The sequence below is a fragment of the Pseudomonas sp. JZ114 genome, from assembly GCF_051027705.1.
GTDB classification, from domain to species: domain Bacteria; phylum Pseudomonadota; class Gammaproteobacteria; order Pseudomonadales; family Pseudomonadaceae; genus Chryseomonas; species Chryseomonas luteola.
In genome coordinates this window covers 941,977-968,262 of sequence record NZ_CP069256.1, presented here as the reverse complement: position 1 = coordinate 968,262, position 26,286 = coordinate 941,977, and the positions used below count along the sequence as shown (strand labels likewise).

Annotated in this window: 19 protein-coding genes and 1 tRNA gene; 8 read left to right on the top strand and 12 right to left on the bottom strand. The window is 56.5% G+C overall.

Translation table 11 applies throughout. The annotated features are described in order from the left end of the window. Nucleotides 1–16: 16 nt before the first annotated feature. Entirely contained in the window at nucleotides 17–2,263 is a 2,247-nt protein-coding gene (locus tag JQR90_RS04515) for a TonB-dependent receptor (RefSeq protein ID WP_010797227.1), read from the bottom strand. A gap of 180 nt (nucleotides 2,264–2,443) precedes the next feature. Between JQR90_RS04515 and JQR90_RS04510 the strand changes: the two genes are divergently transcribed. Beyond that, nucleotides 2,444–3,124: a Fe2+-dependent dioxygenase gene (locus JQR90_RS04510; protein WP_010797226.1), complete on the top strand. Its 681-nt coding sequence runs from the start codon at nucleotides 2,444–2,446 to the stop codon at nucleotides 3,122–3,124. A 2-nt stretch (nucleotides 3,125–3,126) separates the two neighbouring features. Beyond that, the gene (locus tag JQR90_RS04505) at nucleotides 3,127–3,945 is read left to right on the top strand and encodes a tetratricopeptide repeat protein (RefSeq protein WP_010797225.1); all 819 of its coding nucleotides are present in this window, start codon (nucleotides 3,127–3,129) and stop codon (nucleotides 3,943–3,945) included. A 41-nt stretch (nucleotides 3,946–3,986) separates the two neighbouring features. Here JQR90_RS04505 and JQR90_RS04500 read toward each other — a convergent pair whose 3' ends face one another. Beyond that, complete coding sequence (locus JQR90_RS04500; protein ID WP_010797224.1) at nucleotides 3,987–5,150, bottom strand: type III PLP-dependent enzyme; 1,164 nt, start codon at nucleotides 5,148–5,150, stop codon at nucleotides 3,987–3,989. A gap of 579 nt (nucleotides 5,151–5,729) precedes the next feature. Between JQR90_RS04500 and JQR90_RS04495 the strand changes: the two genes are divergently transcribed. The 3 genes from JQR90_RS04495 (at nucleotide 5,730) to JQR90_RS04485 (ending at nucleotide 8,967) form a co-directional block, all read left to right on the top strand. Next, nucleotides 5,730–5,921: a hypothetical protein gene (locus tag JQR90_RS04495; protein WP_010797223.1), complete on the top strand. Its 192-nt coding sequence runs from the start codon at nucleotides 5,730–5,732 to the stop codon at nucleotides 5,919–5,921. A gap of 272 nt (nucleotides 5,922–6,193) precedes the next feature. Beyond that, nucleotides 6,194–7,246: a glycoside hydrolase family 5 protein gene (locus tag JQR90_RS04490; RefSeq protein ID WP_010797222.1), complete on the top strand. Its 1,053-nt coding sequence runs from the start codon at nucleotides 6,194–6,196 to the stop codon at nucleotides 7,244–7,246. A 137-nt stretch (nucleotides 7,247–7,383) separates the two neighbouring features. After that, nucleotides 7,384–8,967: a peptide chain release factor 3 gene (locus JQR90_RS04485; protein ID WP_010797221.1), complete on the top strand. Its 1,584-nt coding sequence runs from the start codon at nucleotides 7,384–7,386 to the stop codon at nucleotides 8,965–8,967. 48 nt (nucleotides 8,968–9,015) lie between these two features. On the opposite strand, the gene JQR90_RS04480 is transcribed toward JQR90_RS04485, so the two are convergent. Both JQR90_RS04480 and JQR90_RS04475 read right to left on the bottom strand, forming a co-directional pair. After that, nucleotides 9,016–10,569, bottom strand: coding sequence for an alkaline phosphatase D family protein (locus tag JQR90_RS04480; RefSeq protein WP_010797220.1), 1,554 nt, complete (start codon nucleotides 10,567–10,569; stop codon nucleotides 9,016–9,018). A 92-nt stretch (nucleotides 10,570–10,661) separates the two neighbouring features. Beyond that, complete coding sequence (locus tag JQR90_RS04475) at nucleotides 10,662–12,044, bottom strand: chloride channel protein (protein WP_010797219.1); 1,383 nt, start codon at nucleotides 12,042–12,044, stop codon at nucleotides 10,662–10,664. A gap of 413 nt (nucleotides 12,045–12,457) precedes the next feature. On the opposite strand from JQR90_RS04475, the gene JQR90_RS04470 reads away from it, so the two are divergent. Next, nucleotides 12,458–13,444 carry a zinc-binding dehydrogenase gene (locus tag JQR90_RS04470; protein ID WP_286790394.1) on the top strand — a complete coding sequence of 329 codons (987 nt, stop codon included), beginning with the start codon at nucleotides 12,458–12,460 and terminating at the stop codon, nucleotides 13,442–13,444. A 60-nt stretch (nucleotides 13,445–13,504) separates the two neighbouring features. Here the strand turns inward: JQR90_RS04470 and JQR90_RS04465 are convergent, their stop codons facing one another. The 3 genes from JQR90_RS04465 to ptsP are packed head-to-tail and all read right to left on the bottom strand — an operon-like array spanning nucleotide 13,505 to nucleotide 19,093. Continuing rightward, nucleotides 13,505–15,259 carry a PTS fructose-like transporter subunit IIB gene (locus JQR90_RS04465; protein WP_010797217.1) on the bottom strand — a complete coding sequence of 585 codons (1,755 nt, stop codon included), beginning with the start codon at nucleotides 15,257–15,259 and terminating at the stop codon, nucleotides 13,505–13,507. Between the two features lie 13 nt (nucleotides 15,260–15,272). After that, the gene (gene pfkB / locus JQR90_RS04460) at nucleotides 15,273–16,214 is read right to left on the bottom strand and encodes a 1-phosphofructokinase (RefSeq protein WP_010797216.1); all 942 of its coding nucleotides are present in this window, start codon (nucleotides 16,212–16,214) and stop codon (nucleotides 15,273–15,275) included. Further along, nucleotides 16,211–19,093, bottom strand: coding sequence for a phosphoenolpyruvate--protein phosphotransferase (gene ptsP / locus JQR90_RS04455; RefSeq protein WP_010797215.1), 2,883 nt, complete (start codon nucleotides 19,091–19,093; stop codon nucleotides 16,211–16,213). The genes pfkB and ptsP overlap by 4 nt, the downstream gene beginning before the upstream one ends. A gap of 336 nt (nucleotides 19,094–19,429) precedes the next feature. On the opposite strand from ptsP, the gene cra reads away from it, so the two are divergent. Further along, entirely contained in the window at nucleotides 19,430–20,425 is a 996-nt protein-coding gene (cra, locus tag JQR90_RS04450; protein ID WP_010797214.1) for a catabolite repressor/activator, read from the top strand. 12 nt (nucleotides 20,426–20,437) lie between these two features. Then, on the top strand, nucleotides 20,438–21,226 hold the full coding sequence (locus JQR90_RS04445) for a TatD family hydrolase (RefSeq protein WP_010797213.1): 789 nt from the start codon (nucleotides 20,438–20,440) through the stop codon (nucleotides 21,224–21,226). Nucleotides 21,227–21,230: 4 nt separating this feature from the next. On the opposite strand, the gene ampE is transcribed toward JQR90_RS04445, so the two are convergent. The 5 genes from ampE to JQR90_RS04420 all read right to left on the bottom strand — a co-directional run bounded on the left by ampE (nucleotide 21,231) and on the right by JQR90_RS04420 (nucleotide 26,165). After that, nucleotides 21,231–22,064 carry a regulatory signaling modulator protein AmpE gene (ampE, locus tag JQR90_RS04440; RefSeq protein ID WP_010797212.1) on the bottom strand — a complete coding sequence of 278 codons (834 nt, stop codon included), beginning with the start codon at nucleotides 22,062–22,064 and terminating at the stop codon, nucleotides 21,231–21,233. Next, nucleotides 22,061–22,621 (bottom strand): 1,6-anhydro-N-acetylmuramyl-L-alanine amidase AmpD, encoded by a 561-nt coding sequence (gene ampD / locus JQR90_RS04435; RefSeq protein WP_010797211.1) that lies wholly within the window; start codon nucleotides 22,619–22,621, stop codon nucleotides 22,061–22,063. Before ampD ends, ampE begins: the two co-directional genes overlap by 4 nt. A 101-nt stretch (nucleotides 22,622–22,722) precedes the next feature. Then, nucleotides 22,723–24,918 (bottom strand): DUF1631 domain-containing protein, encoded by a 2,196-nt coding sequence (locus JQR90_RS04430; protein ID WP_010797210.1) that lies wholly within the window; start codon nucleotides 24,916–24,918, stop codon nucleotides 22,723–22,725. A 682-nt stretch (nucleotides 24,919–25,600) separates the two neighbouring features. Continuing rightward, nucleotides 25,601–25,676 (bottom strand) — tRNA-Thr (locus tag JQR90_RS04425). A gap of 12 nt (nucleotides 25,677–25,688) precedes the next feature. Further along, a complete protein-coding gene (locus tag JQR90_RS04420; protein ID WP_010797209.1) occupies nucleotides 25,689–26,165 on the bottom strand; it encodes a pilin in 477 nt (158 codons plus the stop codon). Between the last annotated feature and the right edge of the window lie 121 nt (nucleotides 26,166–26,286).

Below are 26,286 nucleotides of genomic sequence, written 5' to 3'. Positions count from 1 at the left end.
GCCATGCACTTTTCCATCAGAAATGGAAGTTGGCACTCAGGAGCGCTGTACGTCCGGGCGCTACGTGCGCCATATGGGTTGAGTACACTTGGTCGAAATAACGTTTGTCCGTCAGGTTCTGCACATTCAACTGCAGATCCAGATTCTTCGTCACGCGGTAAGCCGCCATCGCGTCATAGCGCGTGTAGGAGGGAATGTAGGTCGAGTTGGCCGTATTACCGAACTGACGATCCACATACGTAGCGCCACCCCCCACTGTGAAATCCTGAGTGACATCATAAGTTGTCCACAGAGTAAAGTTATTTTCCGGTGTCTGAGGCATCTTATTGCCTTCATCGGAAGTGGTGGTCGACTTGCGGATCTCGCTATCCAAGTAGGTGTAACCGCCGAATACTTTCCAGTGAGGCGTCAGCTTGCCACTGAAGCCCAGCTCCACGCCCTGGACACGCTGCTCGCCGTCCAGTACTTGCGATATGTTGGCGTCTGCGCTGGCAACGCGAGCATTGGTCTTGTCTGTACGGAACAAGGCCGCATTAAGCGAAAGCGCTTCGTTGAAGAAGTCCCACTTCGTCCCCACTTCATAATTGCGATTACGCTCTGGATCCAGTCCGTTATTGGCAGCCGCCAGATCGGACAAACCTTCTCCTCCCGTCTCGCCCGATGGGTTACTCGATGTCGACCACGCTACATAGATACTGCCGTTGGATGCGGGCTTATAAACGACACCAACCTGATAGTTCCAGAAGTGCGAATTGTTTTCATTGGAGAAATTGGTGTTGGCTGCACCACGAACACCATTATTGCCGAAGCCGCTGCTCTTGACCTGGTAATCGTCGTAGCGCAGACCAAGGTTTACAGACCACTGATCGTTAAGCTTCAGTGTATCGAATACATAGGCGGCACTGGTCTTGGTGTCGGTATCCGTATAAGACGCACCCTCGGTAATCGTGCCTGCCCATCCATCCTTGTAGGTGGGGTTATACAGGCTGGTGCAATCACCACTGGCCAGCAAGGACGCATTGCATGTTGTACCGGACGCCGTCGATGTAAAGGTATAGGGGCGACTATGCACATCTTCGTAACTAAATTCCAAGCCCGTTACCAGAGTATGTTCAATCGTCCCCGTATTAAACAGCGCCTTCAAGTCGGTCTGGTTGACCCAGCCTTCTGATGTTGAATTGCGGCTCTTAGGTGAGCGATAGACGTAACCGTTTGCAACGTTGCCTTTGCTGTCGTCCGGGTTGGTAGCCACGTAGTCCAGTGTGGTCCGCACCATGCGAAAACTGTTAGACAGCGTGAGGCTGTCATTCAAATCGTGCTCGATTCGAAGCGTACCGCTGTCGGTCGTGCTTTCACGGTAATCACGGCTAGACCCGTACCAGTTGTCCTTATCTACATGAGCCGGCCCGCTCGGGTTGGCCTTGCTGCGGTTCACATTGGTCAGCGGAATACCATAGTCCGGCGTGTCATCTGTTTCCAAGTGGTAGTAGGAAAACGTGGCACGTGTGGGTGTACCCAGACCGAAACTAATCGAAGGTGCTACACCCCAGCGGCTGACATCTGGACCATCACGACCAGCCACATTGGCATCGTGCTTCATCAGATTCAGGCGGAAGGCAGCCGAGTCGGTCAATACATGGTTGACATCCAGGGTTGTACGGCGAGTCTGATCAGAGCCATAGGTAAAGCCGCCATTGACGAAATCATGCATCTTGGGCGTTTTGGAAATCAGGTTGAGGCTACCCCCAGTCGAACCTGCGCCTGTATAAGCCGAGCCTGGCCCCTTGCTGACTTCAACGCTTTCGAGATTGAATACTTCACGTGTCTGCGAAGCGATATCTCTCAAACCGTCAACAAAAGTGTCACTTTCAGCACTGAAACCGCGGATGAAGGGGCGATCGCCTTGGGGGTTTCCTCCCTCTCCTGCTCCAAACGTGATGCCTGGAACAGTCCGTAGCGCGTCAGTTAATGAAAGCGCACCGGTGTCTTGGATTACCTGAGCCGGTATTACCGTCACTGACTTGGGTGTGTCACGCAGCGGAGCCGTGTACTTGGACGATGCTGATTCCTGAGCGTTATAACTGCCCTCTTCATCCCCCAGGACGGTGGTGCTGTTCAGATCCAATACGCTCGAGCCTTGGTTAGCACTTTGCTTAGTAGGCGCTTGTTGAGCAAGCGTAGTACCGGAAAAAGCCGTTATGGCTACCCCTACCGCTGAAACTAACAGCCTAGGCGTAACACCCAACTCGGTTTGACGTGTCATTTCTAATTATTCCCCACGAACGAAGCCGCGGAAAATATACGCAAATACGAATTAGTATCAATAGTAATTTAAAGTATTCTGAATTATCAAAGACAGCTTGCAGTTCTACGCTGTACTTTTTGCAAAAATTCTGAGAATGACTATCATTAATAGCTTTTTTTATGCTCGTCGGAGCGCGTCATGCTGCTAGCCATACCCCAGGTCTTTACTGCTGAAGAAACGGCTCGTATCCGAGAGGCGCTTGAACAGACCCAGTGGAGTGATGGAAAAATCACTGCCGGACATCAATCCTCCAAGGCCAAGCATAATCTTCAACTTCCCGAAGACCATCCGTTAAGGCGTGAAATCGGCGAAGCGATTGTCCATCGGCTCTGGCAGCATCCCCTGTTCATGTCTGCGGCACTGCCTCACAAGATCTTCCCGCCCTTGATCAACTGCTACACCGCCGGCGGCTCATTCGACTTCCATATAGACAACGCCGTACGCAACGTGAAAAACAGCGTCGAGCGTGTCAGAACCGATATCTCGACCACAGTGTTTTTCAGTGATCCCGACAGCTATGACGGTGGAGAACTGGTGATTCAGGACACCTATGGCACACAGCGCGTAAAGCTAAAGGCAGGCGACGCCGTGCTCTATCCGGCCACCAGCCTGCACAAGGTGGAGCCGGTGACTCGAGGCACTCGATATGCCTCGTTTTTCTGGACTCAGAGTCTTGTTCGCGAAGATAGCCAGCGGGCCCTGCTGTTCGAAATGGACACAGCCATTCAAAACCTGACCCGCGACGTCCCTGATCATCCTTCACTGGTTCAGTTGACCGGGACCTATCACAACCTGCTACGCCGCTGGGTAGACGTATAACCATGGCCTACGTCTTGAGGCGACAGGAAGTTCTCGAAAACCAGGCGCTGGAACAGGCACTGGCATCGGATAATCCCAGGGAGGCGGCCCGTGTCATCCTGACGGCTGCCAAGGCCGGCTCGCCAGATGCCCAGGCCATGCTAGGCCAGATCCTGCTGGAGGGCCGCGGCATTGCACAGGACGCCAGCCTCGCATTGATCTGGTTCACTATCGCTGCCGATCAAGGCCACACGATGGCGCTCAACATGGTAGGACGTTGCCGCGAACATGGCTGGGGCTGCGAGCAGGATGCCCACGCAGCAGCCGAGGCCTATCGTCAGGCCGCTGAACAGGGCCTGGACTGGGGCATGTACAACTATGCCAATCTGCTGGCGACAGGACGCGGTGTCTCCCGTAACGAGCACAGCGCCTTTTTATTCTACCGACGCGCCGCTGAGCTGGGCCATGCCAAGTCCATGAATCTCGTTGGACGCTTCTACGAAGAGGGTCTTGTCGTTACACGGGATACAAAGGTTGCACATGACTGGTACAAGCGGTCGGCAGAGGCAGGCGATTTTCGCGGTCAATATAGCTATGCAGCGGTGCTGGCAACAACGGGTCGCCTTGAGGAAGCCCAGCACTGGTTGAAGGAAGCCTTGAAGGCCGGCAACCTCAATTTTTTCAGGGCCAGCCGGCAAGGACTGTTGGACTCCGACCATGAAGCGCTGCGCCTGATCGGGCTGAGCTATTTCGAGCGCGCCGCCGAATTGGGCGACGAGACGGATCAAGCGGCCCTTACCAGAGCCCAGAGCAAGCGCTACGATTCGCCCCTTGCCGTCTGAATGATAAAAAACCCGCCGAAGCGGGTTTTTATGAGCGCTATTTAGAGGTAATAGGCCTTGAGTGGAGGGAAGCCATTGAACTCCACAGCACTGTAGCTGGTGGTGTACGCCCCGGTAGACAACCAATACAGACGGTCACCGCTGGCAAGGTTCAGTGGCAAACCATACTTGTAGTGTTCATACATGATGTCGGCACTGTCACAGGTAGGGCCGGCAATCACGACCTCTTCCATCTCACCTTTCTTCTCGACCCAGATCGGAAACTTGATGGACTCGTCCATGGTTTCGATCAGACCGGAAAATTTGCCTACGTCGGTGTATACCCAGCGCTCAACGGCGGTGCGCGATTTGCGCGACACCAGTACCACTTCGCTCACCAGAATACCGGCGTTGGCAATCAACGAACGACCGGGCTCCAGAATGATTTCCGGAAGTTCGTCGCCAAAGTCTTCTTTCAGGAAACGGATGATCTCTTCAGCATAGGTTTCGAGGTTGTTGGTCTTGGCAATATAGTTTGCCGGGAACCCGCCACCCATATTGATCATCTTCAGAACGATGCCGTCTTCTTCACGCAGGCGCTCGAATATCACCTTGACCTTGGCGATGGCCGCATCCCAAACGTCGATATCACGCTGTTGCGAGCCGACATGGAAGGAGACGCCGTAAGGCACAAGGCCTAGCTGGCGGGCCAGGATCAAGAGGTCCAGTGCCAGATCGGTCTGGCAGCCAAACTTGCGTGAAAGCGGCCAGTCAGCAGTATTAGAGCCTTCGGTCAGAATCCGCACATAGATCTTCGATCCCGGCGCAGCTTTGGCAATATTACGCAGGTCAGCCTCGGAGTCGGTGGCGAACATCCGCACACCCTTCTCGTAGAAATAGCGAATGTCCTTAGCTTTCTTGATCGTATTGCCGTAGCTGATGCGATCAGGACTGACGCCCGTGCTCAGTACCTTGTCCAGCTCATAGATGGACGCGATGTCGAAATTCGAGCCCTTGTCGCGTAGGAGCTCAGTAATCTCGATAGCTGGGTTTGCCTTAACGGCGTAATAAATTTTGGCAAACGGGAAATTGTTCACCAGATCATCGTAGGCTCTGGAAATGGTGGCTTTATCGATTACGACAAAAGGCGTTTCATGCTGGTCAGCGAAGGACTTCATTCGCTGGAAGGTCTCGCGCGAGTAATAATCTTCGACCTGGATGGACATGCGTCGGACTCCCAATGGCAGAACAAATGGATTCGTAGGGGTATTGCTGAACGCCTAATCCGTTTCCCCACTTTGGTTCGCCTACTTCCCAAGGCACGTCGCCGAAAGCAAAAAGGTCAACATGTCCAGAGCGTTGACCTTGCTGTCTCGTCGTCAGTACTTGAGCCGGATGGATCGTTTCCAGCATGGACGTTCGGGCGCGAACTTTAGGACTACACGCCCGCAAGATCAATCAAAAATCCCATACGACTGTCTGATTTACCTCGATCCGGTACGAACCCTCCTCGTAAAACCGACCGGCCAGGCGAACCGATGTTCCAAAATCCGTCAGGATTCCTCTGCAATTGAGAGAACCCGTTCAAGCCAGATAGGCATTTTCAACAAAGATTGATTTTTGCGAGAGAGTGCTAACCAGATTTGGATACTGCCGCTCACCAAAAAGATGAAAGAAATATGGCAAGGCGTAAACTTTATTAAGACGCACAGGTCTTCGTGTGTCGCCATGCAGTGCCTTACATCACGGAAGGATATGGCCAAACTCCAACAATATGTTTTGCTTCATTTCATAGGGAAATCAAAATGTTTGGCATCGAAGTCGACGGCTCGGTAGAGCCTCCATCATTCATCAACTCGTTACAGGTTGCCTTGAAGGAAACCTGGGCGGTGATCTACGCCCATGGCGGAGTCATTGCCGAGTTCGATAACGAGCAGGATGCACGTGAGGAGGCTGAGCGCTGGACAGGAGTCTGCTTCCGTCTGGATGCCTGCTAAGCGCCAGGCTTGAAAGCCTGTGTCCTGAGTCCGGCTCAGGCTTTCAGCTTAATGGCTTTTTAACGCTTATCGAGTTTACTTCCCGCTCCTATCGCTGTACGTATTTTCAATAAAGCCATAGGCAATCACATTTTTACGTCAAACCCCGCCGGCCCCCCTTGTCAATCGACCTGCTCAAAGAGCACGTTTGACGGGTTTTGCTATCAGGCTATCCATGTTAACCCTGCAGGTACAGTTCTGGCCTGCCCATTACGCTTATGGCACTTATTTCGATGAATAGAACCGGGCGAATCAAACGCAACCTCAAGCGATATGCCTTTCTAGCATTCGCTCCCCTGCTCATGAGCCATACCGCCTCGGCGGCCGATTACCCAGCCGAGATGATCGGCCTGAATTTCTCGGGTGCCGGCTTTGCGGCGCAGGTGCTTCCGGGTGTGAACGGTACCAACTACTTCTTTCCTGACGACTCCTACTTCAGGCGCTGGGGCTATCGCGGGATTCGCGTCGTACGTTTCCCGATCACCTGGGAGCGCCTGCAACCCAAGCTCAACGGTGAGCTGGACACTCAGTACGCTGACCTGATCAGCCAGACGCTGGACTCGGCCAAGCGCTACAAGATGCAGGTCATTCTGGACCTGCACAACTACGGGCGTTACCGCGACCAGATCATTGGTTCGGAGAGCGTACCCTACGAGGCTTACCAGGACGTCATGGAGCGGATCGCCAAAACCTGGAGCAAGCACCCTGCCCTGCTGGGCTATGACATCATGAACGAGCCGCATGATGTGGAAGACCACTGGGACACCGCGGCCCAGTACGGCATCGATGGCATCCGCTCCGTCGATAAGAGCCGTCCGATCGTGATCGAGGGCAACTTCTGGTCAAGCAGCGCGCGCTGGCCTGATGTAAACAAAGGCCTGCTAAACCTCAAGGATCCGGCGGACAATCTGATTTTCTCGGCTCATGTGTATTTCGACGCTGATGCCGGTGGTCGTTACGAATCCAAGGACACCAGTCAGCTTGATCCCATGATTGGCGTTAAACGTGTTCAACCTTTTATTGACTGGCTCAAGGCCAATAACAAGAAAGGCCACATTGGTGAGTTTGGTGCACCAGGGGATGATCCCCGCTGGATGAAGGTCATGGATAACATGCTCTCGCATCTTCAGAAGGAATGTATCCCAGCTACATACTGGGCAGCAGGTCCGGGCTGGGGCGACTATTCCCTTTCCATCGAACCCCGGGATAACAAGGAGCGTCCGCAGTGGGCCATTCTCAAGAAGTATGTGAAACACTCGGGCTGCTCGGAAATAGGGCCTAAATAAGCCGCTGGCAGAGTGGCCCAGTGCATCAGGGCCACCCTGCTGAACAAGACTCGTCTGAAAAGCCAAAAGGCCTGAACCTACAGGCCTTTTGGCTTGCTATAATCGCCGGTTTAAGTATCCACCGGACATCAGCCTCCATGACCAAGCAGGCCGCCGAAGTCGCCAAGCGGCGCACTTTCGCCATCATTTCCCACCCGGACGCCGGTAAGACCACCATCACCGAGAAGCTCCTCCTGATGGGGCAAGCCATTGCCGTGGCCGGGACCGTTAAATCACGTAAATCCGACCGCCATGCCACCTCCGACTGGATGGAGATGGAAAAGCAGCGTGGTATCTCCATTACCACGTCGGTCATGCAGTTCCCCTATCGCGAGCACATGATCAATCTGCTCGACACGCCCGGTCACGAAGACTTCTCGGAAGACACCTACCGCACCCTGACGGCGGTTGACTCTGCCCTGATGGTGCTCGATGGCGGTAAAGGCGTTGAGCCTCGTACGATTGCCCTGATGGAGGTCTGCCGTCTGCGCGATACGCCCATCGTCAGCTTTGTGAACAAGCTGGACCGTGATATTCGCGATCCGATCGAGCTGCTCGACGAGATCGAAGCTGTCCTGAAAATCAAGGCGGCCCCGATTACCTGGCCGATTGGCTCCTACCGTGACTTCAAAGGGGTGTATCACCTCTCCGAAGACAAGATCTTTGTCTATACCCCTGGCCACGGCCATGAGCGTATCGCAACCCGCGTCATTGAAAAACTGGACTCGGACGAAGCCCGTACTCACCTGGGTGACCTGTACGATGATTTCGTCGAGCAGCTCGAACTGGTTCAGGGCGCGTGCCATGAGTTCAATACGGATGAATTTTTAAAGGGCCAGATGACACCGGTCTTCTTTGGTACAGCCCTGGGCAACTTCGGTGTCGATCACGTCCTGGACGCGGTCGTGGACTGGGCGCCACAGCCGCTCTCGCGTGCGACCAACGAGCGTGACGTACAGCCGGTCGAAGAGAAATTCAGCGGTTTCGTATTCAAGATCCAGGCAAACATGGATCCCAAGCACCGTGACCGGATTGCCTTTATGCGGATCTGCTCCGGCAAGTATGAAAAAGGCATGAAACTGCGCCATGTGCGGATCGGCAAGGACATCAAGATTGCTGACGCCCTGACGTTCTTCTCTTCCGAGCGTGAACAACTGGAAGAAGCCTTTGCAGGCGACATCATCGGCTTGCACAACCACGGCACCATCCAGATCGGCGATACCTTTACCGAAGGTGAGAGCCTCGGCTTTACCGGTATTCCGCACTTTGCGCCTGAACTGTTCCGCCGTGTACGCCTGAAGGACCCACTCAAGTCCAAGCAGCTCCGCCAGGGCCTGCAGGAGCTGGCAGAGGAAGGCGCGACCCAGGTGTTCTTCCCTGAGCGTAACAACGACATCATTCTCGGCGCTGTTGGTGTGCTGCAGTTCGACGTCGTTGCCAGCCGCCTGAAGGAAGAATACAAGGTGGAATGCGTCTACGAGCCGATCAATGTCTGGTCTGCCCGCTGGATCGAGTGCGGTGACAAGAAGAAACTTGAGGAATTCAAGAACAAAGCCATGGAGAACCTGTCCGTGGATGGCGGTGGCCACTTGACCTATCTTGCTCCGACTCGCGTCAATCTGAGTCTCATGGAAGAGCGCTGGCCTGACATAAAATTCCGCGCGACGCGGGAACATCACTAAGCATAAGAGAAAGGGCTGATCATTCAGCCCTTTGTTTCTACCGCCTGATTAAACAGCCTGAAGCGTCTTTTCGAATACCGCCTTTCCATCCAGATCTCGCAGGGTCACAGTCAGATCACCGCTGTGCCCTTCGATATTGACCTCGCCAAAGAATTGGAAGCCCGACAGCGGCGAGCTGTTGGCTACCGGTGGCGCCTTCACAAACACGGCCTCCGGCCCGAAAGTGTTGTCCAGCTTGTTGGGCCCGAATGCACCGGCATTGAGGGGGCCTGCCACGAACTCCCAAAAGGGCTCGAAATCCTGGAAGGCTGCCCGGTTGGGGTGGTAGTGGTGAGCCGCGCAGTAGTGCACATCTGCAGTCAGCCAGACCGTATTGTTGATATTCCACCGGCGGATGTAACGCAAGAGCTCTGCAATTTCCAGTTCGCGACCCAAGGGTGCACCGCCGTCACCATTGGCAATGGCTTCCCAACGAGGCATTCCTGCTGCATCTACCCCATCAGGGACTTCCAGACCAATGGGCATGTCTGCCGCAATAACCTTCCAGGTAGCCGTAGACTCCGCGAGCCCCTGCTTGAGCCACTCGAGTTGCGTGCGCCCCATGAAAGCAGTGTCTGGTCCCTCATTGGGTTGCAGGTTGGTGCTGTTCCCGCCCCGGTAGGTCCGCATGTCCAGCACGAAAATATCCAGCCGAGGACCGTAGCTGATCTTGCGATAGATGCGTCCGGCATCATCACGCTGTTGCAGCCGCATGGGGGCATACTCCAGGTACGCCTGACGTGACCGCTTGGCCAGTACGTTGATGTCCTTTACGGTGTAACGGTCATCCAGCACTTTGGTAGAAGACCAGTTATTGGTGGTCTCGTGGTCATCCCACTGCCAGATCTGCGGGACTTCAGCATTGAACCGACGGACATTTTCGTCCATCAGGTTGTAGCGATAATTGCCACGATATTCATCGACCGTCTCGGCAACCTTGCTCTTGGCCTCTGTAGTGATGTTGCGCCAGACCTTGCCTTCCACCGTCGTGGTCTTGGCTTCTAGCGGGCCGTCTGCATAGATGGTATCGCCACTGTGCAGGAAGAAGTCCGGCTGTCGGCGACGCATGGCCTCATAGATGCGCATGCCACCGATATCAGGGTTGATACCAAATCCCTGCCCGACCGTGTCACCGCTCCAGACGAAGCGGATATCGGTACGATGCGTCGGTGCGCTACGCAAATGTCCAAAGACAGGCTCGCTCTGCGCACCGCTGTAAATATCTTCGAAACGAACCCGATAGAAAATGGATTGATCAGCGGGAAGTCCGCGCAAGTCCATGCGCGCAGTGTAATCCGTGTCGGCTGTCACCACAGGCGAAACCATTCGGCGCAGATGGCGAAAGCTCTCCTTAGTGTCCCACTCGACGACCATTCGCGCCGGACGATCACAGCGGCTCCAGACGATGGCCCGATTGCCCTGAACATCACCTGACTGAACTCCCTCAAGCATCAGCGGACGTTGCTTGGCGCCAGCGATCACGGCAGGTGCTACTCCCGGCAGCAGCAGTCCAACGCCCAGCCCCTGGATCAGGCGCCGTCTTCCATTATCGAACGTGCTCATCATGCGCTCCCACGATTATTGGAGCGAATGGGTTTAGCGAAAACGCCTGACAACCCTGTGACAGTCTGAAGAACAGCTGTTACGGCGTGATCTCAATCACACTTGGTAGGCTTCGACGCTTCAGGCTCCACCGCATGCAGGATCTGTTGAGCCAACGCATGATAAAGCGAGGTGGGCGAAAGCCAGCCGGACACACCATTCGCCAGCAGGCACGTTGCCAATACGGGGATCGCCATGTCGGGGCTGTGGGCCAGCTCCAGGGTAATGACAGTCGAGGTGAGCGGTGTCCGGGTAACGCCCGCGAGGTAGGCCGCCATGCCCAGAAGCGCACCGGTCTGCAGAGTGACATCAGGGAGCCAATCGACCAGCCAGGGCGCAAAGCTGGCGCCTACTGTGAGCGAAGGCGAAAAGAGCCCGCCGGGAATGCCCGCCAGATACGAAACCACGTTGGCCAGAAACTTCCAGATGAGAAAGCCCTGATCGGTTATGGGCTGTCCCTCCAGAATGGCACGTGTTTCCTCGTAGCCGGTACCAAAGACATGTTGTCCGGACAGTGTCCCTAGACAGGCAACCAGTAATCCACAAACGGCAGCAAACCGAACCGGGAAGCGTGAGCGGATAGCGCCCAGCCTTCCAAGCCAGCCGTGGGATGTTGGAATGACCAGCCGCGCATAGCCGCCGCCCAACAGGCCGCCTGCCAGCCCGCATATGACCACCGCTACCCAGGCATCGCCCCAGGGCAAACTGGCACTGATAACGCCAAAATAGGTATACGGTCCGACCAGGCCCAGCGTGACCATACCGCCAATCACCACAGCCGTCAGTACCAGACCGCTGAAGCGCTGTTCAAAGGTATGACTCAACTCTTCAATGGCAAATACTACGCCCGCCAGCGGCGTGTTGAACGCCGCAGCAATACCCGCGGCACCGCCAGCGAGAATCAGTCCCGAAACCGTCTTTCGCTCATACAGGCCCAGCCGCCGACCAAAGCCATACAGTACCGAGGCGCCCAAATGTACGGTCGGCCCCTCGCGGCCAACCGAGGCCCCCACTAGCAGGGCAAGCAATGTCAGTATCATCTTTGCGAGCGCGATCGGCCAGGCCAACACCGCTGCCCTGAACTGACCAGAGGGCTTTTCCAGCGCTGCAATCACTTGTGGAATGCCGCTTCCCCTGGCATTACGCAGCCACCCCTGAGTCAGCCAGACTAGAAGGGCAAATCCTGCGGGTGTCACCAACCACGGCCATAAGTGGCTGTGATTCAACAGACGCTGAAAGAGCTGAAAGGCATGATCAGCCAGCCACGCAAAAGCCAGCGCCAGTAAACCCACCAGCAGCGCGCCGACCCAGAACGCCAGGCGTTGCCGAATGGAGCGAAACCGTTGATGGCGCTGTTGGGGTGCTTGAGATGCCGCAGCGCGGTGTGTAGATGTTTCCCTGTGGTCAGGGGCAGCAGGATCGCTCGAGTCGCTCATAAGCAAATAAAATAGGTTGGCTCAGCAATTGTAACAAAGTATTGAAATATCAAATGGTGTTATGACCTTACGAATACCGGTTGGTTTGAGCAATTCCTAACCTCGGCTGTCCTTCTTACTGTTTACGTGCTTCCGCTGTTGCCTGCGCTCGCCCTCCTTATGGTCGGCATACCGCTGCCCGAGCGGCTTAACTTCGCCAGTCGTTTGTTTGCAATTGTCGTGTGAGTGGATACCTATTGTTTGTCTAGTAGGCAATCCAGAGAAGCCATACAAACCTGATCATGCTCCCTGCGCCACTGCTTTTTCCTGCTCCTTCCGCTGCTCTTTACTCATATTCCTTTCCTGTAAGGGTTTTACGAGCCATCACTAACCCCCATAAAGGAGAAAATATACCCCCTTGAAAGGAGACTCTCATGCTGGATGTACACGCCTGGACCTGGCGCCACGGTAACGAGCCTACGGATCTGGTACTGGAAACCCATGCCATTAGCGAGGAGCTAGCGCCTAATGAAATCCTGATCGCCAACAAGGTCATCGGCATCAACCCAGTCGACTGGAAATTCATTGCGCAGGCCGAAAAGGTCTGGAAGCCGGGCCATATTCCAGGCGTGGACGGCATGGGCGTCGTAATCGCAGCCGGTCGCGACGTGCACCTGCGTATCGGAACGCGGGTCGCCTATCACCAGAACCTCTACCACGCCGGCAGCTATGCCACGCATATCAAGATCGCCGCCCACATGGTGATGCCGGTGCCGGACGGCCTTAGTGACACTGCTGCCGCCGCCTTCCCCTGCCCTACCCTGACCGCCTGGCAGTCGGTCATGAAGGTACCGGATGCAACCAACAAGGATGTACTCGTGACCGGCGCCGGGGGCTCGGTCGGATCGTTGGTGGCACAACTGGCGCTGCAAAAAGGCTGGCGCGTCTGGGTAACCGCAGGGGAGCAGCACCGTGAAAAGCTGCTGTCACGTGGCGTGACCGAGGTTGTGGATTACCACCAGGAAAACTGGCGGGATCTGTTACTCGAAAAGCTGCAAGGCCGTAAATTCTATGCTGCCTTTGACACAATTTCCGGCCAGCATGCCGCCTCGCTGGCCGGTCTTCTGGGCCTTAATGGCCATCTGGTCTGCATCCAGGACCGGATCGAGCAGCCGCCCTTGCCTGCCTTCACAACGGCGATCTCTTACCATGAGGAAGCCCTCGCCTCAATCCACCAGCATGGCACCGTCCTGGACTGGATGGAGCTGACCATCGCAGGAGCCGATCTGATGGATCAGATCAAGAACAATCGATTGGCCATACCTACTCTTGAGGTTGTTCCCTTCAAACAGCTGCCCAACGCGTTAAAGGATCTGAAAGCTGCCGTGCGGACACGCAAATATGTCGTTCAGTTGGCCTGATCCGGCAGTATCAGACAAGTCGCCAACGCATTAAAAAGGGCTCCTGAGAGCCCTTTTTAATCATGCCGCAGGTACCAGCTCTTCCTGTACTTCCCCCCGCTTGATCACAGCGTACACCACACCGGTCAAGATACTGCCCGCCGCAATGGCGGCCAGGTATAGCCAGGCGTGATTGATGGCGTTGGGAATCAGGAGTACGAAAAGACCGCCGTGGGGTGCCATCAGCTTGCAGTTGAACAGCATGACGAGCGCACCGGTCAATGCGCCGCCCGCGATGCTCGCGGGGATCACACGCAGCGGGTCTTTCGCTGCAAAGGGAATTGCCCCTTCGGAAATGAAGCACAACCCCAGGACAAAGGCCGCCTTGCCCGCTTCACGCTCGCTCTGGGCAAACTTGCGGCGCGCCAGAACGGTAGCAAGCCCCATACCGATCGCAGGCACCATACCGGCCGCCATCGTAGCCGCCATCGGACCATAGGTCTTGGATGCCAATAACCCTACGGTAAAGGCATACGCCGCCTTGTTGATCGGCCCACCCAGATCCACACACATCATGGCACCCAGAATGACACCCAGCAGAACGGCATTAGACGTCCCCATGTTTTCCAGAAAGCCCGTCAGCGCGGTCAATGCCTGGGCAACCGGCGTTCCCACAACATAGATCATCACAAGGCCGGTAATCAGGCTCGCCAACAGCGGAATGATCAGAATAGGCTTGAGGGCTTCTACACTGGCCGGCAGCTTCACCCAGCGAGCAATCGCCTTCGCCACATAACCGGCCAGAAAGCCTGCCACGATACCGCCGATAAAGCCCGCGCCCAGATTACTGGCCAGCAACCCGCCAATCATTCCCGGCGCAAGGCCCGGCCGGTCGGCAATGGAGTATGCAATGTAACCGGCCAGCACCGGCACCATGAGCTTGAACGCCGCTTCGCCACCGATCTGCATCAATGCAGCCGCCAGCGTGCCCTGCTCCTTGAACGCCTCGATCCCAAAGACAAACGACAGGGCAATCAACAGGCCTCCGGCGACTACCATAGGCAGCATGTAGGACACGCCCGTCAGCAGGTGCTTGTAGACTCCGGTCTTTTCTTTTTTCGCACCGGCCTTTGCTTGTCCGGAAGACGAAGCCGCCGCCGCGCCCCCCAGAATTTCACCCTCAGCCAATGCACGCTTGAGCGTAGCTTCAGGCTGCTTGAGGGCGACACCAGTGCCGCAGCGAAACACCTTCTTGCCCGCGAAGCGATCCGTATTGACCTCAATGTCAGTTGCCAGCAGAACCGCATCGGCCTCCGCGATCGCCTCGGCACTGAGAGGGTTGCGTGCGCCTACTGACCCCTGGGTTTCCAGATCCAGCTTATAGCCCAGCTTCTTGGCGGTCTGAATCAATGCCTCAGCTGCCATAAACGTATGTGCAACGCCGGTTGGGCAGGCCGTGATCGCCACCAGACGGGGCTGCTTGGTAGGTGCAGCGGCTGCGCTGACAGCTTCAGGCTCGGCGCTGGCTTCGTACACCTTGGCCTCACGCTCGGCACGCTGCAAAAAGGCATCGACGTCCCGCAGGGCTTCCGCCGGTGTTGCACGGTAAACGCGCTTGCCCGCGAAGCGGCGAAGGTCTACCGCACCGGTATGCACAACGACAATCAATTCAGACCGAGCGATCTGATCATCCGTCAGCAGCGTAGCTTCGGGGCCGTCGTGGATTTCAACACTGGTCTGCCAGCCACGGCGCTGTGCGGCAGCATCCAGCAATCGTGCACTGAGCACACTGGTAACCATGCCCGTCGGGCAGGTCGTAACGATTGCGATATTCATGAGTTATCCCTGCTTATTGTTCTGTCATGACGTGAACACTGACGCCGTTCGCCAACTCTGCCAAACGGGCAGGATCATCAATGCCAAAGCCGATTTGAGTGACGGCCATGGCAGCAATGGCTGTGGCGTTGCGTAGCGCGTCCTGCGGCTCAAGTCCGGTGAGCAAACCGTGCGCCATACCGGCCAGAAGCGAGTCGCCGGCCCCTACGGTGCTGGCCACCTGCACCCTGGGCGGAACGGCCTGCAGTACGCGACCTGGCGCAAACCACCGAACACCCTCGCTGCCCTGAGAGATCACTATGTGCTCAACACCCTGAGCGGCCAGCTGAGCGGCCAGCGTAGCCTGCTGCTCGGCAGTATCGGCAGGTGCCGAACAGGCGTCGGACAGCTCCTCGGTATTAGGCTTGACCAGCCACGGCCCAGCCTTGAGCCCGGCACGCAGCGCGGCGCCACTGGTATCCAGTGCCACCCGCAAGCCTAGGGCTTTCAGCCGTTGAACCAGCTCGGCAAGCCAGTCGGCACCGATGCCGCGTGGCAGACTGCCGGCCACAACGGCCAGATCGTGTCCCGGTGCTACGTCGTCCAGGGTGCGCAGCAACTGAGCCTGGGCAGTCTCGGTAACGTGCGGTCCCGGCCCGTTGATGTCCGTAATGCGGCCTGAGGTTTCGGCCAGCTTGATGTTACTGCGGGTCTCGCCCTCTACCCGCACAAAGGCATCCTTGAAGCCACGCTCGGCAAACAAGGCTTCGAACGGCTTGGCGTTATCAGCGCCCAGAAAGCCGGTTACGGTCAGCGAATGCCCCAGGTCTGCCAGGACCTGAGCCACATTCAGTCCCTTGCCTGCCGCGTGCATGACAACCGCTTCACTACGGTTTACTTCTCCCGGATGCAGTTCGGGCAGTCGCACCGTCAGATCCAGCGCGGGATTCAAGGTAACGGTCAAAACACGGCTCATTGCATGGCCTCCACACTGGCGCGCACTTCATCTGCTGTCGCCAGCGCCAGTGCTCGCTGGGCACAGGCTTGTGCAGCCACGAAATCCAGTTCACGCACCCGCGCCTTGACCAGCGGAATGCTGCGCGCTGAAACGCTGAGTTCATCCACACCCAGCCCCATCAAAAGCGGAACCGCCAGCGGATCGGCGGCCAACTCTCCGCATACGCCTACCCACTTGCCATGTGCATGGGCGGCCTGGACCGTCATATCGATCAGGCGCAGCACGCTGGGATGCAAACCATCAGCCTCGCCGGACAGCAAGGGATGACCACGGTCGATCGCCAAGGCGTATTGGGTCAGGTCATTCGTTCCGACGCTGAAGAAATCTACTTCCTGCGCCAGCACCGGTGCCAACAGGGCTGCCGAAGGTACTTCGATCATGATGCCTACCTGCAGATTGACCGCCGGAATCTCCTGCCGCAGGCGATTGAGGATGTCTCGCGCCTGACGCCACTCCTCAACCCGTCCCACCATCGGAAACATGATTCTAAGCGGACGCCCCTCGGCCGCACGAAGCAAGGCGCGCAGCTGGGTTTCCAGCACCTCCGGGCAACGTAGGGTCAGGCGTATACCGCGAATACCCAGGAACGGGTTCTCTTCGGCTGGAATCGGCATATAAGGCAACGGCTTGTCGCCTCCCACATCCAGCGTACGTACCACCAGCGGTCGTCCATCCAGCGCATCCAGTACGCGTCGGTAATCCTTTTCCTGCGCCTGCTCATCAGGTGCCGAATCATGGCTCATGAATACCAGCTCGGTACGCAGCAGGCCAACTGCCTCTGCGCCCTGTTCGACTACCGCCGGGGCATCCGCCGTGTTGCCCAGGTTCGCAGCCACCTCAATGCGGTGCCCGTCGCGGGTGACCGCAGGCTCAAACCGCTTGGCTTCGGCCTCCTGTCGACGATGCTCCCGCACCTCGCGCTCTACACGAACCTGCTCGATGCGTGCGGCATCCGGCCCGACCTCGACAAAGCCATGATCGCCATCCAGCAGAAGAATGGTCTGAGGTGCAAGGTTCAGTACGCGCGGGCCAGCGCCTACAATCGCAGGAATACCCAAGGCGCGGGAAACAATGGCGCTGTGAGAGCTGGCCCCCCCACGTGCCGTCAGGATACCGGCGACCCTGTCACGGTCCAGACGCGCCACATCACCAGGCCCGACCTCATCCATGACCAGCACATAGGGCTCGCTTGGTTCACTGGCGGAGCCAACCCCACACAGATGCCCCAGAACACGGCGGCCTACATCACGCAGATCAGCCGCACGTTCGGCCAGGAGCGCATCCTTCAATGACTCCTGCTGAGCGGCCGCCTCCTCGATCTGTGCATTCCAGGCCGCTGCGGCGCTGGCATTGCGCTTGAGGCGCGTCTGTACGCCTTCACGCAGATCCGGATCATCAAGCATCTCCAGATGGGTCAGGAAGATGTCGCGAATAGCGCCCGCCTCGCTACGGCTGATCAGGGCATCGATTTCCGTTCTGACTGCCGCCAGTGCCGCTTCGAGGCGCTCGGTTTCAGCGGCAGCCCCCTCACCCTCGGCAGGAAAGTCGAAATGCTGCTGAGCCACGACATAGGCTGGCCCAACGGCTAGCCCCGGTGCCGCAGCAATGGCCTTGAAGGTATCGCCTGAGGCTAGCGGCGCCGTGTCCTCTGCTCGCGCCAGAATATTGGTTTCAACCGGCACGGCCGCGTGCGTCGGTTGAGTATTGGCGCTAATGGGCTCAACCTCTTCACCCAACCCGGCCTCGACCGCCGCGACAAGATCCCCCAGCAGCGCTTCGGCATCGGTTCCCGGCTCAGCCAGAAACTCCAGCACCTGACCACGGCGCGCACCCAATGCCAGCAGGCGAGACAAGCTCTTGGCCGAAACGGCCGTTCCGCCATCCACCCTGACCCGAACCTCACCGGTTGAAGCCTTCGCCACACGCGCCAGCTCCTTGGCCGGACGCGCATGCAAGCCATGGGCATTAGCCAGCACCACACTCGCACTGGGCCAGTCCGGTGCTACCTCACCGCCCAGCGCTTCGAGCACCGCCCGGCTGGAGGTTGCCTGGCTAAGCTCCTGGGCACGGCCAGCGATCAGCAAGTCACACAGGCGCTCCAGCAAATCACGGTGAGCCTCACCAAGGCTGGCCAGACAGAACAAGCCCTTGACTGGCTGCCCCTCCAGCGTCAACGGCGTTGCAGGCGTTACAAACGCAAGACCGGGGCGGCTTACGGCATGGTCGCTGTGCAGCCACCAAAGCCCTTCTCCTAGTGGCAGAGGGACGCCCGTTTGTAGCGCACCGGCAAATCCCGCCTCAACGCATTGTGTCTTCTTCAGAAGACGTGCCCCTTCCCACGCTAAGTCTTCAAGATCATCAGCCTCCACGTGCAGACGCACCAGCTGGTCATCCAGCTCAAGCTCTTGCGGGGCGCCATGCAGCAATTGAACAATCGCCTCGGCGCTTTCGGCACGGCGAATCGCCTCGTCCAGCGACTTTTCACCCAGTGCACGCGTCAATAACTGGAGAATTCGAAGGTGTTCATCAGATTTGGCGGCAATTGCAATGGCCAGATAAGCGGTCTGCCCTTCCCCCCAACTTACACCATCGGGGAATTGCATGATTCGTACGCCCGTTGTAAACACATGGTCACGGGTCTGAGGAGTACCATGGGGAATGGCAATACCCTGTCCAAGGTAGGTAGAACCCTGGGCTTCGCGAGCACGCAAACCATCGATATAGCCGGGAGCCACAAGCCCATCCGCAACAAGGGCCTCACCCAGTAGGGCAAGCGCGCTATCCTTGTCAGCGGCCTGTTGTCCCATGCGAATATGCTGCGCATCGAGTTCGAACATTCAAATCCTCCATGGCACTACGAGCGACCGAAGAGCACCGTGCCTTTCTTGTAATGATTGTTTTAGCCTAATCGCATGTTGAATCATCGACATCGGGCGATACAGACATAACAGCGATAAGACACTATTGTGCTGAAACGTTTCACCAAAACAGAGTGGCACGTTACTCGATAATCGTTGATCCTTGAAGCACTACACACAATAAAGGCCAGCCCATTGCGTTAGATACCGGACCGTCTGTTTTCGAAAATGGATTATCGTCAATGAAAGGCAAGGTATTGCGGTCATATAAGCAAGAAAGGCGTTCCAGACCGCACGGCCACAAGAGGAATCGTTTTGAAGCTCAGTGATATAGCTCGACTGGCAGGCGTCTCCGTGACCACGGCCAGCTACGTCATTAACGGAAAAGCCGACCAGCGGCGCATCAGCCCAGCCACCGTCACGCGCGTACAGCAAGTGGTCGAACAATACGGCTACCAGCCAGACCAGCGCGCCGCTGGCTTGCGTCGCGGCCAGACCCTGACGCTAGGGTTCATCCTGCCTGACCTGGAAAACCCCAGCTATGCACGGCTGGCCAAGCAGCTGGAAATCAGAGCCCGGCTGCGGGGCTATCAACTGCTCATTGCCTGTACCGACGATGAGCCCGATACCGAACGGCAATTGCTCTCGCTGTTTCGCGCACGCCGCTGCGATGGCCTTATCACCGCCAGCTGTCTGGCCGATGACGATACGCCCTATCGCCGCCTGCAGGCAGAGGGATTGCCTGTGGTAGCCGTGGACCGTCAGCTCGATCCCAGCCAGTTCTGCTCTGTCGTCAGTGACGACCGGACCGCCAGCGCCCTTCTGACGAAGACCCTGCTGGATACGCCGCCTCGAGAAATCGCCCTGATCGCGGCCCGCCCGGACCTTGTCATCAGCCGTGAGCGCGCCGCAGGTTTCGAATCGGCCTTGCAGGACTTCAACGGCAAGAAGCTGATTCGCTATGGCGAGCAGTTCAGCCGTACCTGTGGACGCGACCTGATGCTGGACCTGATGAGCGAACTGGGCCATATGCCTGATGCGATCATTACGACGGCATACGTGCTGCTGGAAGGCGTTTTCGATGTTTTCCAACAGCAGGCCGAAGGCTGGCCTTCCCATCTGCGTCTCGCCACCTTTGGTGACGCCCAGCTGCTCGACTTCGTTCCCATCAAGGTCAACGGACTCTATCAGCAGCACGAACTCATTGCAGAGCAGGCCCTGAACCTCATGCTGGATGCCATCGAATCCCACCATTACGAGCCCGGTGTTCATGCCATCCCACGGCAGCTCAAGACTCGTCACAAGGACTAGCTGGCCCCTACCATGTTGATCGATACCCATAACCACCTAGACTTTCCCGGGTTCGACGATGATCGGGAGGCACTCCTGCACCAGTGCGCATCGCTAGGCGTACGGCGTCAGATGCTGATTGGTGTCGAAGAATCCCTATGGTCGCAGTTATGGTCTACCGCGCTGGCCCATGAGCCGCTCTACGCGGCCCTGGCCCTGCATCCCTGCTATTTGGACGTGCACAAGGAGAGCGACATCGACACGCTCAGGGCATGGCTGGATCAATGGGCTGGTCATCCCAAGCTTTGCGCACTGGGTGAATTCGGACTGGATTACTATATCGAGCAGCCCGACAAGGCACGCCAGCAGACGCTTTTCGAATCACATCTCGAATTGGCCATCGAATACGAACTGCCGAGCCTGCTGCACGTCAGAAAAGCCCATGCCGATGTCATCGCCACGCTAAAACGCTACAAGCCGCCCAGAGCGGGCGTTGTTCACGCTTTTGCAGGCAGTTACGAAGAAGCACGGGAGTACCTGAAACTAGGATTCAAGCTGGGCTTGGGCGGCGCGCCGACATGGCCGCAAGCCAATCGACTGAGAAAGGTCGTGCCGCGGCTGCCGCTGGACGGCATCGTTTTGGAAACCGACGCCCCTGACATGGCCCCTGCCATGTACCCAGGCATCCGTAACAGCCCTACCCACTTGCCTGCCATCTGCGCGGCACTGGCCGAGCTGTTCGGCGTGACCTCCGAAGCACTTGCCCAGGCCAGTACAACCAATGCATGTGCCGTCTTTGGGTGGGACCCTGACGCGCTTTAGAAGACTAGCGCCCTACTACGGTCCAGAGCGCTAACAAGACGTACCAGAGCACAGCAGCCCTGACGAGTAACTGCCACAACGTATCAAGACTGTGAACACCCGCCTCGGCATCCAAAGCCACAGGCAAATCAGCCGCAGCGCGACCGGCATCAGCCAGCAGCTTGGGAGTGGGAATATCCCAGTTCAACCACTCGGATAACGTTGCGCGGCTGGCGCAAAGAAAATCACCGACTAGCGCAAAGCTGGCAGTGAGTAAGCGTGCCGGCAGCCAATCAAAGGCATGGCACAGCTGTTCTGCATGGGCGCGCAAGGCAGGGCTACGCGCATGGGCAGCCGTCAGCGCAACCAGCCGATAAGCCAACGCCATGAGCGGTCCCAGCACAACGTACCAGAAAATCACGGCAAAGAAGCCCTCGTGGCCTCGCCATAGCAGCTGCTCTTGCACACGCGCCAAGAGCCCATCCGGCGTTTCCGCTTGAAGGCCCAAGTCCTGCTCTGCACGTAGGGCCGCGGCCTCCAGATCACCCCGCCGCCAGGAATCCCTGAAACCTGCCAATGCCTGCCTGGGGTCATGCCGGCCCAGGCTATATAACAGCACGAGCACATGTACGGGCAACAACAGCCAGCCATAGGCAACCGGCTTTAATACTGCCAACACCAGAGCCAATATCAGCAGGGGCACACCTACCACAACGATCAGCGCGATAGAGCTATGACGCCCTACATGCAGCGCTACCTCAGCCAACAGCGCGCGCCACCAGCCATCACGCTGCAGCCGCAACCGCCAGCGGGTTGTCCATACAACGCCCAATACAAGCAATAAGCTCAGAAAGGTCATTTACCCTCCCCTGTCAAAGATGCCCGATACCGGTCCCAATCGAAGGCAGGCCCAGGATCGGTCTTGCGGTCTGGTGCAATATCACTATGCCCGCAAATACGGTCAGGTGTTATGGCTGGGTAATGCCGAAGCACATCGCACGTCAGTTGCTCAAGCACATGGTATTGCGCCTGCGTATAAGGCTCGGTATCAGTACCTTCCAGCTCAATCCCTATCGAAAAATCATTACAACCTTCCCTGCCCGCAAAACAGGATACGCCAGCGTGCCAGGCACGATCGTCACAGGACACAAACTGCGTCACAGCGCCTGTACGTTCAATCAGAAAATGGGCTGACACCCTTAACGAGGCTATTTCCTGAAAAAAGGGATGTTCACTGCAGTCCAGCGTGTTTTGAAAGAAAGGCTGGACCTTTCCCGTCCCAAACTGGCCGGGCGGCAAACTGATGTTGTGGATAACCAGCAGCGAGACCTGCTCTCCCACGGGACGCTCATTGTAGTTGGGTGATGGGCAACGCTGGGCGTGAGCCCACCATCCCGCCTGAAAATCTGGGGACATAAGAACTCCTGTGAGCGCTTAATGTAAACCAGAGCGGCAGAAGGACCAAGAACACCGATCCGAGCGGCCCCATGATCGGTGTTTAGATAAGCGGAAAGGGATCAGGTGCGTTTGAGCGTGCGAAGATTTCCGATGACGGATTCCAGCGCTCGATCAAACAACAGGGCATCGTCCAGAATACGCAGCTTTCCATGACTCAAGTCGACAGCCAGGCTTTCACGTGACTTTTCCATCACCTTCATGCCTGCGCGATTTACAAAAATATAACGTCCAGCAGACTTAATAACCGCCGCCAGCTTGCAGCGGACCTTGTGATCATCGGCCTCGGTCAGCTCAATCCAGCTACCCACATGGATAGCATCGATCGTTCTGAGCGATTCCTCATCCGGCTTGAACTCTGTCTCGGCAGGCTTGGCCTGAACCGGCTGAAGCACGATCTCATCAGCCACCTCAACCATCGCTGCTAGTGGCTCATGGGCTACCGCCGCCGCACCGTGCTCGACGCGCTTAGCCTGCTGGAATGTCTGTACATGCAGGGCTTCAAGCTGGGTGAAAAACTCACTGGTAGAGAATGGATCGAAGGCCGCGCTGGCAAGCCCTTCACGCAAGGCCTTGAGCAGCCCCGGCACCATACCCAGCAACTTCTGCCGCGAGCCGGCATCTTCATGCGGCTCAACACTCCAGATTAAATCATCCATCGTCTGCAGCGCGGCGAGCCATTCAGCAGAGCCATAGCCCTGCTTGAGACACGTCAACAGGAGTACCTGACTCCACGCCTCGCGAATGACCCGAACCACTACTTCCGGCAGAGTACGCCCAACCAACCGCTCATTCAGCGCGGCCTCTACCTGCTGGCGAGCTTGCTCAGCCCGCGCACGCCCCTCTTCCGCATCCCGTGTGCGCTGCTCAAGCAACTCACTCCGGCGACGCTCATCACTCATATAGGCCAGGAAGTCATTCAGCAGCTCGCTGAAGATATCCGGGTCATCCACAAAATCACTGAGCAGCCGCTGAACGATCTGCTCGATCTTCAGATAAAGCCCATCGCGCTGCAGTTCATTCTGCTCTTCCCAACCGAGCGAAGCTGCCGCAATCTCATTCAAGAGCTTACGGGCCGGATGATTGGGTCGGCTGAAAAAGGCCTTATCCAGCACCGCCACCTTGAGCATGGGAATCTGCAGACGGGCAATCAGCGCTTTCAAGGAATCAGGCAGTGTCAGGTCATCAAGGATGAACTCAAACAGCATGGATACTAGATTGATAACATCATCATCAACCTGCCCCACTACCCGCTTTCGACCGCTACGCGCACTGATACGCCCCAGCGCATCATCCAGCATCCCGCGCAGGTCATAGCTGTTCTCGACATGCGAAGGCACATGCTGCTGCAAGTGGGACAACAGCCGCATCAGGTCGTAACTGGTAATAGGATGAAGCTCAGCCGTGCCTGCTGGCTCACCGCCAGATAGGCCCATTGAGCCGCCGCCACTGCGACGTACCTGCGCCAGCAGCCCCTGCAGCGCGCTGAATACTTCCTGATCCTGTTCGCTGTCCGGCGTGGTGGATGCCGTGCGGCCGGTATAACCCGATGCACTGCGCCCCGTATTGCGCGGCGGCGCCAGCTTGAGATGAGGGAGAATCCCCGCATCGATCAGCTGCTGATTCGCCTCGGCATACACACGGTCCAAACCGTTCAGCACAAAACGCTCGAACAGCTTGAGAATGATCAGCTTGACCTTGATCTCGACACCCAAACCACGGCACGCATCCAGAAACGCTTCGCACAAGGGGCGAGGCGCCAACGGGTTAGAGTTTTCGTCCAGCGTTCGGCTTAACTGGGTGTTGAAACGAATACTTAGATGGCCCAGGGCCAGCGCATTACGGGTGACAGCTTTGGTCACCATTGTATCGAGTGCGACAGACTCTTCGAGCTGGTCATTCTGGACCAGACTCAGATCCTCGAACGAAATGGCGTCGAGCTGTGCAGTATTTTTTGCCGTATCTGCCTGATTCAGGCCCGCGAAACGCTCAAAGTAGCGCTGCAAAAAATTACGCTCGATCGTCTTGCGCTTCAGGCGCAAGTCACGCATCGCTTCGAAGAACAGATTCTGCTCGTTGTTGCTGGTGGCGCGGTCAGCCATCTCGAACAACGCATCGTCTGCGTTATCAAACAATTGCTGGAGCGCTGCATTGAGCCGCTGGGCAGCTTTGTCGCGTACCGGAACGAGGGCAGCAGGAATCCGCAACGCCGCATCACTGAGCGTTTTGAAATGAACCACATTAGCGTCGTTCTGCATTGCCCGCCTCCTGCAGCGTACCGTTATGACCAGCCTGCCTGCATACCACGTTACGAGCCTTGAACAACGTTGATCCCATAGCGTTGATAAGTGAACGTTGCGTTGATCATCATTACAGAGTAGCTGTACCAGCTAACCGAGATCACCGCATAGGTATGACCTTGATCATGTTTATGGTTGAGCTACGGCGACTCCCATCTCTAGTGAGGGAATCTGAACAGCGTTCATCCATAAAGTTGCCTTTACCCGCTAATCGTACCCTGAGAAGCGTGAGCTAACCATCAAGATTTCGACCAATCGCCAGCCAAACGCTGATTGGTCTGGAGACTTCACAGAAACGCATTAAGAAGAAGCTTGCCGGTAGCGCTGCGCTTTCCACGCGCGAGTCTGGCCAGGATATTGCTAGAAAACCTTTTGGCCAATTTTCTGCGAACATCAGCAAGGATAGTTACGCCAAGCTATTGCTTTTTGAGCAAGAGCGCTGCCTTTTATTACTCCCCAAGCCAGCACCCGACCCACAAAGCCCCTTAAAAAGAAACAAGCGAAGCTCACCGAAGTTTTAGGTAATAACAAATATCCATATCTAAATTTTAGTCTACAACAGTTAAGTAACTCGCCTTAACGCTAAACTAGTATGTTCGCCTAAAACAAAAAGCCCAGCTAATTTAGCTGGGCTTAAGTATGGTGCCGGAGATAGGAGTCGAACCTACGACCTTCGCATTACGAATGCGCTGCTCTACCAACTGAGCTACACCGGCAAAATTAATACATTACTGCACGGCACTGTCATATTTGCAGCTTTTATCGATAAATTTTTCATCAACATTAGAGCCGCAGGTCCAAGTACCATTTTCGTCCCGACTCATACGAACAATCTTTCCGTTTACTCCTGGATTACCCTGAGTAAACTTAATTTGAATATACCCTGCTCCCTTATTTTTATCTGCCAAACTCAAAGTACCGAAAGTAGGAGTAACTATTCCAAGATCAGACGGTCTTTCTCCACGAACCGCAGGAGTAGTATCAGTTGCTGCTTGTGGAGCAGTCGATCCATCAGGGAACTCCCCATAATTAAGTACGTAATCTTCCAATCCTGTTTTATTACTTGACAAAGTAGAAACGGCAGAAGCAACGTTTGCGCGCCCTACATAATTCTGATACTGAGGAATAGCTATTGCAGCCAAAATACCAATGATCGCAACTACGATCATTAATTCAATTAGAGTAAAACCTTTTTGAGCTTTCATGCTTGTCTCCATTAGAAGAAGTAGGCTCAACATGCCTGATTCTCCCTAAGCATTCAGCGTGCCAACCGCCTAGATCACAGTATTTATGTGAAATAGATTCCCTGCCGCTTCGCCTGCATGG